The sequence below is a fragment of the Janthinobacterium sp. GW822-FHT07H11 genome, from assembly GCF_058798615.1.
On record NZ_CM179507.1, the window covers coordinates 6268151 to 6283482 of the forward strand.

Here is a 15332-nt window from a genome sequence, read left to right on the forward strand (position 1 = left end):
GCCGCCGTCATGCACATGCCGGGCACTGCCCGGCATTTTTTATGCCGCGTCGCCATCGAAGCGCACGCCCGTCATCTGCTCGCTCAGCGCCCATAGCCGGCGCGCCTGCGCGGGGTCGGCCGCCCAGCGCCGCACGCCCGGCCCCGTGCTGTCGTCAGGCACCACGGCGGCGATATCGCCATCCTCGCAGTACACGCCGCCCATGCCCTCGAGCTGCGTGCTGGTGGCGCACCAGACGGCCGTGGCGGCGCCCTGCGCCACATTCTTGAAACCCGATTGCGGCAGTGGATTTACCTGGCCCTCGTCATCGAGCGCCCCGACCCGGCGCAAGTCGTCGCGGTCCAGGTGGCGCACCAGCGGCGTCAGGATGGCCCCCGGATGCAGCGAAAAGGCACGCACGCCGTGCGCCGCAGCGCGCCGGTCCAGCTCCACGGCAAACAGCGCATTGGCGCTTTTCGACTGCGCATACGCGCGCCATTTGTCGTACGGCTGGCGCAGGAAATGCGGGTCATCCAGGTCGACACCCGCCTGCCGGTGTCCCAGCGACGATACGCACACCACGCGCGCGCCCCGCGCCTGCCGCAGGGCGGGCCACAGGCGTGCCGTCAGCTGGAAATGCCCCAGGTGATTCGTCGCGAACTGCGCCTCGTAACCGCGCGCATCGCGCAGCAAGGGCGTGGCCATGATGCCGGCGCCGTTGACCAGCACGTGCAGGGCGCAGCCGGTGGCAAGAAAGGCGGCGGCAAAGGCGTCGATCGATTGCGGATCGAGCAGGTCGAGCGCGGCGACCTCCACGCCGGCCATGCCGTCCAGGGCCGCTTGCGCCTGATGCGGGTCGCGCGCCGGCACCAGTACCCTGGCGCCGGCACCGGCCAGCACGCGCACCGTTTCCAGCCCCAGGCCCGATGCGCCGCCCGTGACGATGGCCTGCATGCCGGACAGGTCGCGCCCGGCCAGCGCCTCGGTGGCGGTCGTGGCGGCATCGAAGCCGGAGTGCAGGGGAGTTTGTTGCTTGTTGATGCTGTCCATGGAATCTGCCTTTGCAAGTGGCGCCAGTCCGAATGGCTGGCGAGATGGATATGTTGCGCGCAAAGATCTGGACTGTGAATGGCGTAGAATCTTTGATACTATCGCCATCGTCCAGAATTGAACCCACCATGGATTTGCTCTCCGATGTACTTTCGCTGTTTGATACGCGCAGCTCCTACTTTGCCGGCCTGAAGGCGGGCGGCGACTGGGCCATCGACTTTCCGCCGCCGGACGGCATCAAGTTCAACGCCGTGATCGAAGGCGGCTGCTGGCTGACGGTCGCGGGCATCGACGCTCCGGTGCAGCTGCAGACGGGCGACTGCTTCCTGCTGGCGCCGGGACGCACGTTCACCCTGGCCAGCGCTCCCGGCCTGCCAGCCGCGCCGGCGCTGGACGTGTACCGGCACGCGCAGCACGGCGTGGCCCGCCACGGCGCGCCGCAGCACGATTTTTTCCTCATCGGCGGACGCTTCAGCTTTGGCGACGAGGCGGCCATCCTGCTCGACTGCCTGCCGCCGCTGCTGCACGTGCGCGGCGACACGGACCAGGCCAGCGTGCTGCACTGGGCCTTGCAGCGGCTGGCGCAGGAACTGCAGGCGACGGCGCCCGGCGCGGCGCTGATGACGCGCCACCTGGGCCACATGATGCTGCTGCAGATGCTGCGCCAGTATCTGGCGGCGCAGGCTACGCACCCGGCAGGCTGGCTGTTCGCGCTGGCCGATCCCCGGCTGCGCGCGGCCATCGAGGCCATGCATGCGCAGCCGGCGCAGCGCTGGACCTTGGCGCAGCTGGCCGCCGTCGCGGGCCAGTCGCGCTCCGCCTTTGCCGTGCATTTCAAGACCAGGGTGGGCGTGACGCCGCTCGACTACCTGCTGCGCTGGCGCATGCGCCTGGCCACGCGGCGCCTGAAGGACAGCGGCGCGTCCATCGCCGCGATCGCGCAGGCGCTGGGCTACGATTCGGACAGCGCCTTCAGCCACGCCTTCAAACGCGTCATGGCCTGCTCGCCGCGCCAGTACCGGCTGCGCCATGCGGCCGCGCAGGCGTAAAAAAACCCGCAGCTGCGGGTTTTGACAAGACAGGGTCAGCGCGCCACGACGGGCGGCAAGGCCGCCACCGCCAGCAAGGCGAACGGCCCGAGGAACAGGCCGATGCCGAACCAGAGTCCCCCGTGGCGGCCGCGCCGGCTGGCCAGCAGCCAGGTGGCGACCGCAAACAGAAACATGAAGATCAACAGTATCGCCATTGCCACTCCTTGCCATGCGGAAAGCCCAGTGTAGCCCACGGGCGCGCCCGTGGCCAGACGTATATCAATCCTGGCGCTGTACCTGCAGCAGGATCACGCGCTTGCTGCTGCCGTCGGCCGGCGGCGTGGCGGACGGCGGCGGCGGGCTGTCGCAGGAACCGCAGGAGCCGCAGCCGCTGCCGCAGCCGGGCGCCACCTTGAAGAAGGTGGACAGCTTCGCCTCATCGAGGCCGCAGCGCACCAGGCCACGCACGATGGCGCGGCGCACGCCCGCCGGCAGGTACTTGGTCGAAAAATGCAGCAGCGCGGCGGCGACGATGAGGGCGACGATAATGGTTTGCCACATGGTTTTCTCCTAAGCACCCAGCAACAGGGCGATGCGGTACGTGATGAACGAGGCGGCATACGCCAGGGCGAACATGTAGCCGGCCATCAGCAGCGGATAGCGCCAGCCGCCCGTCTCGCGTTTCACCACGGAGAGCGTCGACAGGCACTGCGGCGCGAACACATACCAGGCCAGCAAGGACAGCGCGGTGGCCATCGACCATGAATGGGCGATCAACGGCTCCAGCGTGGTGGCCAGCGCGTCGCCCGTTTGCGACAGCGCATACACGGTGCCCAGGGCGCCGACGGCCACTTCACGGGCCGCCATGCCCGGCACCAGCGCGATGCAGATCTGCCAGTTGAAACCGATGGGCGCGAAGATCACTTCCAGGCCGCGGCCCAGGATGCCCGCCAGGCTGTAGTAGATGGGCGGATGGATCGCGTTGTCCGGCGCGCCGGGGAAGGTGCTGAGGAACCACAGGATGATCATCAGGCTCAGGATGATGGTACCGACGCGCGTGAGGAAGATCTTCGCGCGTTCCCACAGGCTGACGGCCAGGTTGCGCAGGTGCGGCCAGTGATACGCGGGCAGCTCCAGCAGCAGCGGCTGGTTGCCGCGCACGCCCATGCCGCGCTTCATGACCCAGGCCACGGCCATGGCCGAGATGATGCCGGCGAAGTACAGCGCAAACAGCACCAGGCCTTGCAGGCTCAGGTAGCCCCACACCTGGCGCTCGGGGATGAAGGCGGCGATGATCAGCGCATACACGGGCAGGCGCGCCGAGCAGGTCATCAGCGGCGCGATCATGATGGTCACCAGGCGGTCGCGCGGATTCTGGATGGTGCGCGCCGCCATCACGCCGGGAATGGCGCAGGCAAAGCTCGACAACAGCGGGATGAAGGCGCGGCCCGACAGGCCCACGCCGCCCATCAGGCGGTCCAGCAAAAAGGCCGCGCGCGGCAGGTAGCCGCAGTCTTCCAGGCTCAAAATAAAGAAGAACAGGATCAAGATTTGCGGCAGGAATACCAGCACGCTGCCGACGCCGCCGATGATGCCTTCCACCAGCAGGCTTTTCAGGTGGCCGTCGGGCATGTTCGCCGTCAGCACGGCGCCCAGGTGGCCCACGCCATCGGTGATCATTTCCATCGGCGTGGCGGCCCAGGCAAACACGGCCTGGAAGATCAGGAACATCAGCACGGCCAGGATGAGCGGGCCGAAGACGGGGTGCAGCACCACGTCGTCGATCTTTTCCGTCAGGTTGCCGCTGTCGCGCGTGTCGTTGCTGACGGCGGCCAGGATGCGGCGCACTTCGCGCTGGGTTTCTTCGACGCTGACGGCATCGATGGCCGCCAGCGGTTTCGCGTCCACCACGGGCAGCGGCAGCATGGCGTCGATGGCGCCCAACAAGGCTTTTTCGCCGTCATGCTGCACCGCGACGGTTTCCACCACGGGCATGCCCAGTTCCTGCGACAGCTTGGCCACATCGATCTCGATGCCGCGCTTGCGCGCCACGTCCGTCATGTTCAACGACAGCAGCATCGGCAGGCCCAGGCGCTTGACTTCCAGCACCAGGCGCAGGTTCAGGCGCAAATTGGTGGCGTCGACGACGCAGATGATGGCATCCGGACGCGGGTCGCCGGGGCGCAAGCCGCCCACCACGTCGCGCGTGATGGCTTCATCGGGCGTGGTGGCCGACAGGCTGTAGGCGCCTGGCAGGTCGAGCACGCGCACCGGCTTGCCGTTGGGTGAGGTGAAATGGCCTTCCTTGCGTTCGATGGTCACGCCGGCGTAGTTCGCCACTTTCTGGCGCGCGCCCGTCAGGCGGTTGAACAGGGCCGTCTTGCCGCAGTTCGGATTGCCCAGCAAGGCGATTTGCGGCTGGTGCGGCGGCTTGTGCGTGCCCGCTTCCACGATAGTTTCTACGGCACCCATAATTATTCCGGTTGAATCAGCGGTTGAATCGTAATCAGCGCCGCTTCGAAGCGGCGCAGTGCGAACGTGGCATTGCCGACCTTGATGGCCAGCGGATCGCCGCCGGGAAGCCCGCGCTTGAGCATGCGCAGTCGTTCGCCGGGAACGAAGCCCAGCTCCATCAATCGCCGTGCCAGGTCGACGCCGTCCTCCGTCTGTCCGGCCGCGTGGGGGGTGATATGCAACACCGTGCCGCTCTGGCCGACTGCCAGCGCATCGAGCGTCATCAGGGGTGGAACTAGAGTCATGAGCAAATTCCGTTCAAATTAAGCACACCGGACATCAACCTGGCGCGGCCAGGTGTGCCAGGCGTCGGGAGGTAGCGCAGGCTGTTGCGCAATACCGACAAGCAGGCCATTCAGCGAGTTTCAGGCGGTGACCGTCCGAGACAATACCAGCATTATAAACATGAATGCGAATAGTTTTTATTTAGCCCGGAGAGCCGCCCCCGCCAAGGGCTGCGTCATCCGCGCAAGCGGCATATCGAGACACTGCGGCAGGCCGCCAGGCGCCGCACACTTGATCAAAATCGCTTGCATTGTCCTGCGCTTTGCGCGACAATGAAACGTAATGATAATGATTCTCATTAAAACACTAGCAACAATGCTTCGCAGCACTAGTGTCTTTTCATCATCCAGCCAGAAGGTGTATCAATGATTGTATGTGTCTGCAACAACATATCTGATCGTGAAATCCGTCAAGCCGTCGATCTTGGCCTGTCCAGCATGGCCGAACTGCGCCGCGACCTGGGCGTGGCCACCTGCTGCGGCAAGTGCCATACCTGTGCGCGGGAAGTGCTGAATGATCACCTGAACGCCACCGTGGTGCTGCAAGAAACCGTATTGATGCGAGCCGTACTGACCAACTAAGAAAGCGATGAATGCCATGACGATGATGCCCCCGCCCGTAACGGTGCAGGCCGTGCAGCAATTTGCCGACTTCGACAAGAAGCGCAGCAAGTTCGCGCCGCTGATGGCCATCGTCGTCCTGCATATCGCCGGCTTTTACGCCATCCAGAGCGGCCTGCTGAGCCGCGTCGTCACGGCGGCCATGCCGACCATCACCACCATCAGCATCATCGCCCCGCCGGCGCCGCCCAAGCCGCCGGCGCCGTCCGTACCGAAAACCGTGGAACTGAGCGCGCCCATGCCGCGCGCCGTGATCCCGCCGCTGCCGCTGATCGCCGTGGCGCCCACGGAACCGACGATCACGCCGCCACAGCCGACGCGCGCCGAAGCGGCGCCCGTGGCCACCGCCGCGCCGACGGCGCCAGCGGCACCATCGCCGACACCGCCGGCCCCATCGACGCCGCGCACCGTCAGCAGCGTCGAATACATCAAGGCGCCGCAACTGGTGTATCCGAACCTGTCGCGCCGCCTGGGCGAAAGCGGCACCGTGGTGCTGCGCATCCTGATCAACGAAAAGGGCTTGCCCGAGCAAATCCTGATCCATAAATCCACCGGCTACAGCAACCTCGATGAAGCGGGCCGCCAGGCCGCGCAGCGCGCGCTGTTCAAGCCGATGATCGAGAACGGCAAACCCGTCCCCGTCTACGTTTTGGTACCGCTGACCTTCCAGCTGAGCTAGCCTTCCGGCGGCCACGGCGCCGCTGCCAGCCCGCAAGCACCGCACCCCGTGCCCTGCTTGCTTCCTTGCGCCCTGTTTTCTGTACCAGTCAAGCAACTGCTTGTTTCAGTCTGCCAGCCTACATCCCCGGGCCAGGCAGACTTTTTTTTGCCTGCGCATTTGCGCGACCGCACCGCGTAGCGCGCAGGGCAAGGCGCGAAGGCGAAGACAGTACGAATGTACGGCGAGCCTGAGCAACGCCGCCATGCGTGTTTCGCGTTACATCTCCGCCCACATTCTGAGCAGGTTGTGATAATGCCCCGTCAAGCCCACGGTCGCCGGCGAATCGCCGTGCTCGCCCCGCACGCTCTGGATGTTTTGATCGAGCTCAAACAGCATGCTGCGTTTCCAATCCTCGCGCACCATGCTTTGCGTCCACAGGAAAGAGCAGATGCGCTCGCCGCTGGTGACGGGCAGCACCTGATGCACGCTGCTCGACGGATACACGATGACGTCGCCGGCCGGCAGTTTCACTTCATGCGTGCCGTATGCATCGACCACCACCAGCTCGCCGCCCTCGTATTCCTCCGGCTCGCTCAAAAACACGGTCGAGGAGACGTCGGCGCGCATCGACTGCATGCCGTTCTTCGGCGTGCGGATGGCACCGTCGATGTGCAAGCCATAATGCTCGCCGCCCGCATAGCTGTTGAAGAAGGGCGGCAGGATGCGCAGCGGCAGCACGGCGGAGAAGAACAACGGATTGGCCATCAGCGCGCGGCTGACGATCTCGCCCAGCTCCAGCGCCAGCGGCGAACCTTCGGCCAGCTGGCGGTTGCGCTTGACCTGCGCGCCCTGCGCCCCGACGCTGGCGCGCCCGTCGACCCAGTCCGTCTGCGCCAGGCGCTGGCGAAACTGCGCCACCTGTTCCGGCGTCAGCACGCCGGGTATATGCAGCATCATCTTGCTATCCTCTCAGTAAAAATCGCTGCCTGATTATCGCATCGCCACTGCCCGGCCAGAATAGCCAAAAGCAAGAACGGCACAAACATTTTCCGTCGTTTCCATGCCGCCGCGCCAATGCGCGGGCCGCACACAAACGGCACCATGAACGCGAATGAGAATGGCCTTCATTTTCCTTAACAAATAAAAAACGGAAAAGTACGGGGATCCACTTGAGAATGGGTTTTATTCGCACGATATTTACGTCAAAAAGACGGAAAATGGCCGTTTCGCAGCAAAAAACGCCCACTTTTTGCGCTATCATGCGGGCATAGCGAAACCGGCAACCTGCGCGCCACCAGGCAGCCCTGCGCCACCCGGCCGTGGCCGCCAACAGCCTCCGGTTTCATCATCGAACGCGACACAGAACAAAGGAAATCCCATGAAGGGCGATAAAGAAGTCATCCGCTTGCTCAACGCACAGCTCACCAACGAACTGTCCGCCATCAACCAGTACTTCCTGCATGCGCGCATGTACAAGCACTGGGGCCTGGAAAAGCTGGGCAAGAAGGAATACGAGGAATCGATCGGCGAAATGAAACACGCCGACAAGCTGATCGACCGCATCCTGATGCTCGACGGCCTGCCTAACCTGCAAGCGCTGCACAAGCTGCTGATCGGTGAGAACACGCCGGAAATGCTGGCATGCGACTTGAAACTGGAGCGCGCCGCGCACGCCACCGTCAAGGAAGGCATCGCCACCTGCGAAAAAGCCGGCGACTATGTCTCGCGCGACCTGTTCCTGATGATCATGGAAGACACGGAAGAGCATATCGACTGGCTGGAAACGCAGATCGACCTGATCGACAAGGTCGGCATCCAGAACTACCTGCAAAGCCAGATGGCCGTTGAGGAGTGATAACACCTGATAAAACCTGCTGCGCGTCGGCATAGGCGGCCTGCGATGCTCACCGTACTCCAGTACGGTTGCGCTTCTCGACCGCCTCTTCCTTCGGCTCGCGACGGTTTTATCAGGCGTCGTCACCTTGGTGGTGAAATAAAAAAACCGGCAGTTGCCGGTTTTTTTACGTCCGGGCCTTTACTGCGGCACGGTGTCCTTGAACGATGGCCGTTCAGATAGCTTGTCGAACAGGCGCGCCAGCGCGGGGTGATCGGCGCGCCAGTCGATTTCCGGGAAGCGGAAGCTGAGCCAGCCCAGGGTACAGCCCACGGCCACATCGGCCAGGGTGTAGCTTTTGCCGGCGCAATAGGCGCTCTCGCCCAGGCGCGCTTCCAGCGCCGCCAGGCCCAGCGTGACTTTTTCCAGCTGGCGCGCGATCCAGGCCGCGCTTTGCTGCTCGGGCGGGCGCTGCGTGCGCTCCAGGCGCACCAGCACGCCCGCGTCGAGGATGCCGTCGGCCAGCGCTTCCCAGTTCTTGATATCGGCCCGCTCGCGGCCATTGCCGCCGGCCGGCAGCAGCTTGCACACGGGCGTGAGCGTGTCGAGGTATTCGACGATGACTTTCGAATCGATGAGCGTGCTGCCATCTTCCATCACCAGGCAGGGCACCTTGCCCAGCGGATTGGCCTGGGCGATGCGGGTTTCCGGTACCCACACGTTTTCCAGCTCGAAGACATAGTCGAGCTTTTTTTCCGCCAGCACGATGCGGGCTTTGCGGACATACGGGCTGGCGAGGGAGCCGATCAGTTTCATAGGTACTTTAAGGTAAAGGAGCAGCAAGCAGTATAGCATCGGCGGCAGCGGCGTTTGGCTGCGCGCACCGAGCCGTCCCCCCAGTGTGGCAGGCATGCCGCATCGGGGCCGGATTCGGCCGGATTGCGGTGCGCCGGCGCCCGATGGACGGCTGGCAGGCCGCCAGCGGTGGTAAAATCGCCCTTTACTGTGGCGCCGTCAGTGTTGCTGTATTGCAAAAGCCCTGCCCTCCCCGCGCGCCACACGCCAACCGTTTCTTTAACTTGCGTCCGCTCTCATGACTTCTACTACTCCGTATTCCACGCTGTCGGCCCTGTCTCCGCTCGATGGCCGCTACGCCAGCAAGACCGATCTGCTGCGCCCGATCCTGTCCGAAGCCGGTTTCATGCACCACCGCGTGAAAGTGGAAATCTCCTGGCTGCAAGCGCTGTCGCAAGCCGGTTTTGCCGAAATCAAGCCTTTCTCGGCAGCAGCGACCGCCCTGCTCGACAAGATGGCAGCCGACTTCTCGGAAGCCGACGCGGCCCGCATCAAGGCCATCGAAGCGGTCACCAACCACGACGTCAAGGCCGTCGAATACTGGCTGAAGGAACAGGTCGCTGACGTGCCGGAACTGGTGGCGGCATCGGAATTCATCCATTTCGCCTGCACCTCGGAAGACATCAACAACACCTCGCACGGCATGATGCTCAAGGCCGCGCGCGACGGCGTGATGCTGCCGGCATTGAACGGCCTGGTGGCCAAGCTGACACAGATCGCGCATGACAATGCCGACGTGCCGATGCTGTCGCGCACGCACGGCCAGACGGCCAGCCCGACCACCCTGGGCAAGGAATTCGCCAACGTCGTGGCCCGCCTGCAGCGCGCCGTGAAACGCATCGAACAAGTGGAAATCCTCGGCAAGATGAATGGCGCCGTCGGCAACTACAACGCCCACCTGTCGGCCTATCCCGGCTTCGACTGGCCGGCCTTCTCCCAGGCCGTCATCGAACAGCGCCTGGGCCTGGTGTTCAACCCGTACACCATTCAGATCGAGCCGCACGACTACATGGCCGAACTGTTCGACGCCTTCGCGCGCGCCAACACGATCCTGCTGGACCTGAACCGCGACATCTGGACGTATGTCTCGCTCGGCTACTTCAAGCAAAAGCTGAAAGCGGGCGAAATCGGTTCGTCGACCATGCCGCACAAGGTCAATCCGATCGACTTCGAAAATTCGGAAGGCAACCTGGGCCTGGCCAATGCCGTCCTGAAACACCTGTCGGAAAAACTGCCCGTCTCGCGCATGCAGCGCGATTTGACCGATTCGACCGTGCTGCGCAACATCGGCGTGGGCCTCGGTTACACGCTGCTGGCGTATGACAGCTGCCTGCGCGGCCTGAACAAGCTGGAAGTGAACCACGCGCGCCTGGCGCAAGACCTGGACGCCACCTGGGAAGTACTGGCCGAGCCCGTGCAAACCGTGATGCGCCGCTACGGCATCGAAAACCCGTACGAGCAGCTCAAGGAGTTGACGCGCGGCAAGGGCATTTCGAAGGAAGCGCTGCAAACCTTCGTCAATGGCCTGGCCATCCCGCAAGATGCCAAGGACGTGCTGCTGACCATGACGCCGGCTAACTACATCGGTATCGCGGCGCAGCTGGCCAAGGCCATCTAAGCGAATCGCTACCCGGATCAGGCAGATCCACTCCCGCGGGGCGGCCAGCATACAAATGCTGCCCGCCCCGCGGTTTTTCCCGTAATCTTTCTTGTAGAATCTCCAGCACGCAGCGCAATTTGCTTTTCTTTGGTATATTAGGCCGAATTAGTCCTAATACGTACTACATTCAAGAAAGCCGCCGATGCAACGCTACACCACCACCGCCATCATCCTGCACTGGCTGACCGCCCTGCTGATCATCAGCGCCTTCGTCATGGGCCTGGTCATGACGGATATTCCCGGCCTGACGCCCACCAAGCTCAAATATTTTTCCTGGCATAAATGGCTGGGCGTGACCGTGCTGGCCATCGCCGCCATCCGTTTGCTGTGGCGCAAGGCCAACGTGCCGCCGCCGCACCCGGCCAGCATGGTTGCCTGGCAAAAGAAGGCGGCCGACGCCATGCACGTGCTGCTGTACATCCTGATCTTCGCCGTGCCCATCTCCGGCTACCTGTACACCCTGGCCGCCGGCGTGCCGGTGGTGTACCTTGGATTATTCCAGCTGCCCGTGATCATGGCGCCGAACCCGGAACTTAAGCCGCTCTTAAAAGAAATTCATTATGTTCTGAACATGACGATGGCCGCCGCCGTGGCCGCCCATGTGCTGGCGGCGCTGAAGCACCAGTTCATCGACCGTGATGGCGTCCTCAAGCGCATGCTGCCCTGACATCGACGTCCCCTTGCTCACTGAAACTACAGGAAAAAAACAAGATGAAAACCACCCAACGCCTCGTCCTCGCTTCCCTGCTGGGCCTATCCGTGGCCGCCACCGCCGCCACCCTGCTGAAAGTCGATCCCGCCAAGACCAGCGTGTCGGCCGTGTTCAAGCAGATGAACGTGCCTGTGGAGGCGAAATTCAAGAAATTCAATATCGCCATCGATTACAACCCGGCCGCGCCCGATGCCTCGAAGGCGTCGGTGGAGATCGAGACGGCCAGCATCGATATCGGCGATCCGGAATACAACAAGGAAGTGGCCAAGAAAGAATGGTTCAACTCGGCACAATTCCCGAAAGCGACTTTTGTCTCGAGCAGCATCAAGGCCGCCGGCGCGGGCAAGCTGACGGTCAGCGGCAAGCTGAGCATCAAAGGCAAGACCACCGACGTGACCTTCCCCCTGGCGGTGAAGGCCGACGGCGGCAAATACGCGTTTGACGGCGCCCTGCCGATCAAGCGCCTGACCTACAACATCGGCGAAGGCGAGTGGAAAGACACGAGCATGGTTGCCGACGAGGTCACCATTAAGTTTCATGTTTCTGCTCAGTAACGCCCAAAAATCTGTTGTTCAACTTAGTTAGGAATTCAATGAAATTGAAGCACTTGATGATCGCCGTGCTGGCAGCCGCCGGCGCAGGTTCGGCCATGGCCGCCACCGACACCTACAACCTCGACCCGACGCATACCTTCCCCAGCTTCGAAGCCGATCACATGGGCATGTCCGTCTGGCGCGGCAAGTTCAACAAGACCAAGGGCACGGTCACCCTGGACCGTGCCGCCAAGAGCGGCACCCTGGACCTGGTCATCGATGCCGATTCGATCGATTTCGGCCTCGATGCCATGAACACGCACGCGAAAAAAGCGGACATGTTCAATGTGGAAAAATTCCCGCACATCACCTACAAGAGCACATCGTTCAAGTTCAACGGCGATCAGCTGGTGGAAGTCGATGGCGAACTGACCCTGCTGGGCGTGACCAAGCCCGTCAAGCTGAACGTGAGCAAATTCAAGTGCATCATGCACCCGCGCTACAAGCGTGAAGTGTGCGGCGCCGACGCCAGCGCGGAATTCAAGCGCAGCGACTTTGGCCTGAACTATGGCATGCCGGCGTTCTCGCCGGAAGTCAAGCTGGCCATCCAGGTCGAAGCGATCAAGGCCGACTAAACTCGACCTTGCCGCATGACAAGCCCGCCTCGCTGCCCGCAGCCAGGCGGGCTTTTGCATGATGCGCGCCATGTCGACTTTTCGCTGGACTTTTCTATCGTGCGGCATCAGTATCGATTTGCCATGATGTTTTTCTGACATGGCACAACCACTCATTCATCGCGCGGAGGACCACATGAATTTCATTATCTGGATCGTTATTGGCGGTGTCATCGGCTGGCTGGCCAGCATGGTCATGAAAACCGATGCGCAGCAAGGCATCTTCCTCAATATCGTCGTCGGCATCGTCGGCGCCTTCCTCGGCGGCTGGCTGCTGGCCCCCCTGTTCGGCACGGGCACCATCAATAGTGACAATTTCAGCCTGTCTTCGCTGCTGGTCTCGTTCCTGGGTGCCGTGATCCTGCTGGGCATTGTCAATCTTTTACGCCGCGGAAAGCTACGCTAGGCGTTCCAGGCAGCGTGAAACGCATGCCGGCCGGGCCGCATCTGCGCCCGGTTTTTTATTATTTAAAAAATAATTGTCTGGACAATACCACAGTAGCTGCCACGGCAGAATGCGCGCTGGCGGCCGGTTCTTGCCCGTGACGACATGAAAATCATGCCATTTATGCCATGCATTTCAAACATGCGCTGCGGAAAATATCATTGACTAGTGCGAGTTCGATACGGATACTCTATGTCGCCCGCTGAAAAAATCACCGGGTAACACGCTGATTCCGACTTCCCTACATGTAAAAGACCCGAACTCGAATGAAAAAATCTCTAATCGCGCTCGCCATCCTGAGCAACTTCGCACACGCCGACGAAGGCATGTGGATGCCCCAACAGCTGCCACAAGTAGCCAAGGAACTGAAAGCGGCCGGACTGAAACTCGATCCTGCCACCCTGACCAAGCTGACCGAGTTCCCGATGGGCGCCATCGTCAGCCTGGGCGGTTGCTCGGCATCGTTCGTGTCGCCGCAAGGCCTGGTTGCCACCAACCACCATTGCGTCTACAACAGCGTGGCGGTCAATTCGACCAAGGAGCGCGATTTGCTGGCCAACGGTTTCCTGGCCAAGACCTTTGCCGAAGAACTGCCGGCCGCCCCGGGCAGCCGCATCTTCGTCACCTCGGCCGTGACCAATGTCAGCGACAAGATCATCACCGCCGACGTGGCCAAGCTGCAAGGCAAGGCGCGCATCGACGCGATCGAGAAAAACCAGAAGAAACTGGTCGCCGAATGCGAAAAAGAAGCGGGTTTCCGCTGCACCGTGTCGGCCTACTACGGCGGCCTGGAGTTCTACCTGATCAAGCAACTGGAAATCCGCGACGTGCGCCTGGTGCACGCGCCTCCGGCCGGCGTGGGCAAGTTCGGCGGCGACACCGACAACTGGATGTGGCCGCGCCACACGGGCGACTACGGTTTCTACCGCGCCTATGTCAGCCGCGACGGCAAAGCTGCCGACTTCAGCAAGGACAACGTGCCATACCAGCCAAAACACGTGCTGAAACTGGCCAAGGATGGCCTGAAGGAAGGCGATTTCGTGATGGCGCTGGGCTACCCGGGCCGCACCAACCGTCACCGCCTGCCATCGGAAGTGGCGTTCACGTTTGACTGGAACTACCCGGCCTTCGTGAAAGCGTCGGGCGAAACCCTGGCCATCATCGCGCGCGAAACCAAGGACAACAAGGATGTGGCCCTGAAATACGCGGGTCAGGTCGCTGGCGTGAACAACTACTACAAGAACCGCCAGGGCATGCTCGATTCCTACGCGGGCAGCGACTTCCTGGCGCGCAAGACAGCCGAACACGAAGCGCTGAAAACCTGGGTCAACGCGAATGCCGCCCGCAAGGCGGAATTTGCCGGCGACATCGAGCAAGTGGAAAAGCTGATCGCCGAGCGCGATGCCGACACCAAGCGCGATTTCTTCCTCGGCTACGCACAGCCGCGCCTGCTGAGCACGGCACGCAGCCTGTACCGCCTGTCCAACGAAAGCACCAAGGCCGATACGGAACGCAAGTCCGGCTACCAGACGCGCGACTTGCCACGCCTGGAAGCGGGCATCACCTCGGTCGAGCGCACCTACGATGAAAAAGTCGACAAGGCGCTGGTACTGAACAGCCTGACCAAGTACGCCGCGCAACCGGCAGCACAACGCCGCGCCAGCTTCGACGCCGCTATCGGCATCAAGGACGGCATGTCGCCAGCCGACCTGTCCGCCGCCCTGGACAAACTGTATGCCGGCAGCAAGCTGGCCGACAAGGCCGAGCGCGCAGCATGGCTGAAACGCACGCCAGCCGAATTCCAGGCCAGCAAGGACAGCTTCATCCAGGCTGCCGTTGCCCTGTACCCGGATTCGCTGAAAAACGAAGCGGAAGACGAAGAACTGGCAGGCAAGATCCAGCAAAGCTATGCCAACTACATGAAGGCCAAGATCGCCTACATGAAGAGCAAAGGACTAGCCGTCTATCCTGACGCCAACAGCACCCTGCGCGTGACGTTCGGCCGCGTTGCCGGCCGTGACCATGGCGCCGATGGCACCACCTGGACCGCCTTTACCACCGTCAATGGCGTCGTGGCCAAAGCCACGGGCGAAGGCGAGTTCAATGCCCCTGCGAAGCAACTGGCCGCGATCAAGGCCAAGGACTTCGGCAAATTTGTCGATCCGAAGCTGAAAACCGTGCCGGTCGACTACCTGGCGACCCTGGACATCACCGGCGGCAACTCCGGTTCGGCAGCCCTGAATTCGAAAGGCGAATTCATCGGCCTGGCCTTCGACGGCACCTTGGACTCGATCATTTCCGACTGGGACTACAACAAGGCCAACACCCGTTCGATCCAGGTCGACCTGCGCTACATGCTGTGGAACATGAAGCATGTCGATCACGCCGACAACCTGCTGAAGGAAATGGGCGCCGAGTAATTCGCGGATAACAACAACTAATAAGCCCGGCAACGGGCGGTTGTTCCCTGAGCCACTCC

17 protein-coding genes are annotated in these 15332 nt (G+C 62.5%); 10 read left to right on the forward strand and 7 right to left on the reverse strand.

The annotated features are described in order from the left end of the window. Positions 1-39 precede the first annotated feature (39 nt). Entirely contained in the window at positions 40-1020 is a 981-nt protein-coding gene (locus tag AC3RCJ_RS27765) for an oxidoreductase (protein WP_492957542.1), read from the reverse strand. Positions 1021-1157: 137 nt separating this feature from the next. Here AC3RCJ_RS27765 and AC3RCJ_RS27770 point away from each other — a divergent pair, with 137 nt between their 5' ends. Then, positions 1158-2078 (forward strand): AraC family transcriptional regulator, encoded by a 921-nt coding sequence (locus AC3RCJ_RS27770; RefSeq protein WP_492957412.1) that lies wholly within the window; start codon positions 1158-1160, stop codon positions 2076-2078. A 35-nt stretch (positions 2079-2113) separates the two neighbouring features. Here AC3RCJ_RS27770 and AC3RCJ_RS27775 read toward each other — a convergent pair whose 3' ends face one another. From AC3RCJ_RS27775 to AC3RCJ_RS27790, 4 genes are all read right to left on the reverse strand, one after another. Next, positions 2114-2275, reverse strand: coding sequence for a hypothetical protein (locus AC3RCJ_RS27775; protein ID WP_429238894.1), 162 nt, complete (start codon positions 2273-2275; stop codon positions 2114-2116). Positions 2276-2339: 64 nt separating this feature from the next. Then, complete coding sequence (locus tag AC3RCJ_RS27780; protein WP_492957413.1) at positions 2340-2621, reverse strand: DUF6587 family protein; 282 nt, start codon at positions 2619-2621, stop codon at positions 2340-2342. A 9-nt stretch (positions 2622-2630) separates the two neighbouring features. After that, on the reverse strand, positions 2631-4532 hold the full coding sequence (gene feoB, locus AC3RCJ_RS27785; RefSeq protein ID WP_492957414.1) for a ferrous iron transporter B: 1902 nt from the start codon (positions 4530-4532) through the stop codon (positions 2631-2633). A 2-nt stretch (positions 4533-4534) separates the two neighbouring features. Further along, a complete protein-coding gene (locus AC3RCJ_RS27790; RefSeq protein WP_492957415.1) occupies positions 4535-4819 on the reverse strand; it encodes a FeoA family protein in 285 nt (94 codons plus the stop codon). A 405-nt stretch (positions 4820-5224) separates the two neighbouring features. On the opposite strand from AC3RCJ_RS27790, the gene AC3RCJ_RS27795 reads away from it, so the two are divergent. Next, positions 5225-5440, forward strand: coding sequence for a (2Fe-2S)-binding protein (locus AC3RCJ_RS27795; RefSeq protein WP_131387646.1), 216 nt, complete (start codon positions 5225-5227; stop codon positions 5438-5440). Positions 5441-5456: 16 nt separating this feature from the next. Next, positions 5457-6158, forward strand: coding sequence for an energy transducer TonB (locus AC3RCJ_RS27800; RefSeq protein ID WP_492957417.1), 702 nt, complete (start codon positions 5457-5459; stop codon positions 6156-6158). A gap of 258 nt (positions 6159-6416) precedes the next feature. Here the strand turns inward: AC3RCJ_RS27800 and AC3RCJ_RS27805 are convergent, their stop codons facing one another. Continuing rightward, positions 6417-7097: a Fe2+-dependent dioxygenase gene (locus AC3RCJ_RS27805; protein WP_492957419.1), complete on the reverse strand. Its 681-nt coding sequence runs from the start codon at positions 7095-7097 to the stop codon at positions 6417-6419. Between the two features lie 421 nt (positions 7098-7518). On the opposite strand from AC3RCJ_RS27805, the gene bfr reads away from it, so the two are divergent. Next, entirely contained in the window at positions 7519-7995 is a 477-nt protein-coding gene (gene bfr / locus AC3RCJ_RS27810; RefSeq protein ID WP_492957421.1) for a bacterioferritin, read from the forward strand. Positions 7996-8175: 180 nt separating this feature from the next. Here the strand turns inward: bfr and AC3RCJ_RS27815 are convergent, their stop codons facing one another. Then, complete coding sequence (locus AC3RCJ_RS27815; RefSeq protein ID WP_492957423.1) at positions 8176-8790, reverse strand: glutathione S-transferase N-terminal domain-containing protein; 615 nt, start codon at positions 8788-8790, stop codon at positions 8176-8178. Positions 8791-9067: 277 nt separating this feature from the next. On the opposite strand from AC3RCJ_RS27815, the gene purB reads away from it, so the two are divergent. The 6 genes from purB (at position 9068) to AC3RCJ_RS27845 (ending at position 15273) form a co-directional block, all read left to right on the forward strand. Next, positions 9068-10447, forward strand: coding sequence for an adenylosuccinate lyase (gene purB, locus AC3RCJ_RS27820; RefSeq protein ID WP_492957425.1), 1380 nt, complete (start codon positions 9068-9070; stop codon positions 10445-10447). A gap of 184 nt (positions 10448-10631) precedes the next feature. Beyond that, entirely contained in the window at positions 10632-11156 is a 525-nt protein-coding gene (locus AC3RCJ_RS27825) for a cytochrome b (protein WP_070311507.1), read from the forward strand. A 44-nt stretch (positions 11157-11200) separates the two neighbouring features. Beyond that, positions 11201-11755, forward strand: coding sequence for a YceI family protein (locus AC3RCJ_RS27830; protein ID WP_492957427.1), 555 nt, complete (start codon positions 11201-11203; stop codon positions 11753-11755). Positions 11756-11793: 38 nt separating this feature from the next. Continuing rightward, positions 11794-12369: a YceI family protein gene (locus tag AC3RCJ_RS27835; RefSeq protein WP_492957429.1), complete on the forward strand. Its 576-nt coding sequence runs from the start codon at positions 11794-11796 to the stop codon at positions 12367-12369. A gap of 175 nt (positions 12370-12544) precedes the next feature. Continuing rightward, positions 12545-12814, forward strand: coding sequence for a GlsB/YeaQ/YmgE family stress response membrane protein (locus AC3RCJ_RS27840; RefSeq protein ID WP_183681476.1), 270 nt, complete (start codon positions 12545-12547; stop codon positions 12812-12814). 305 nt (positions 12815-13119) lie between these two features. Continuing rightward, on the forward strand, positions 13120-15273 hold the full coding sequence (locus AC3RCJ_RS27845; protein ID WP_492957431.1) for a S46 family peptidase: 2154 nt from the start codon (positions 13120-13122) through the stop codon (positions 15271-15273). The last annotated feature ends 59 nt before the right edge of the window (positions 15274-15332 follow it).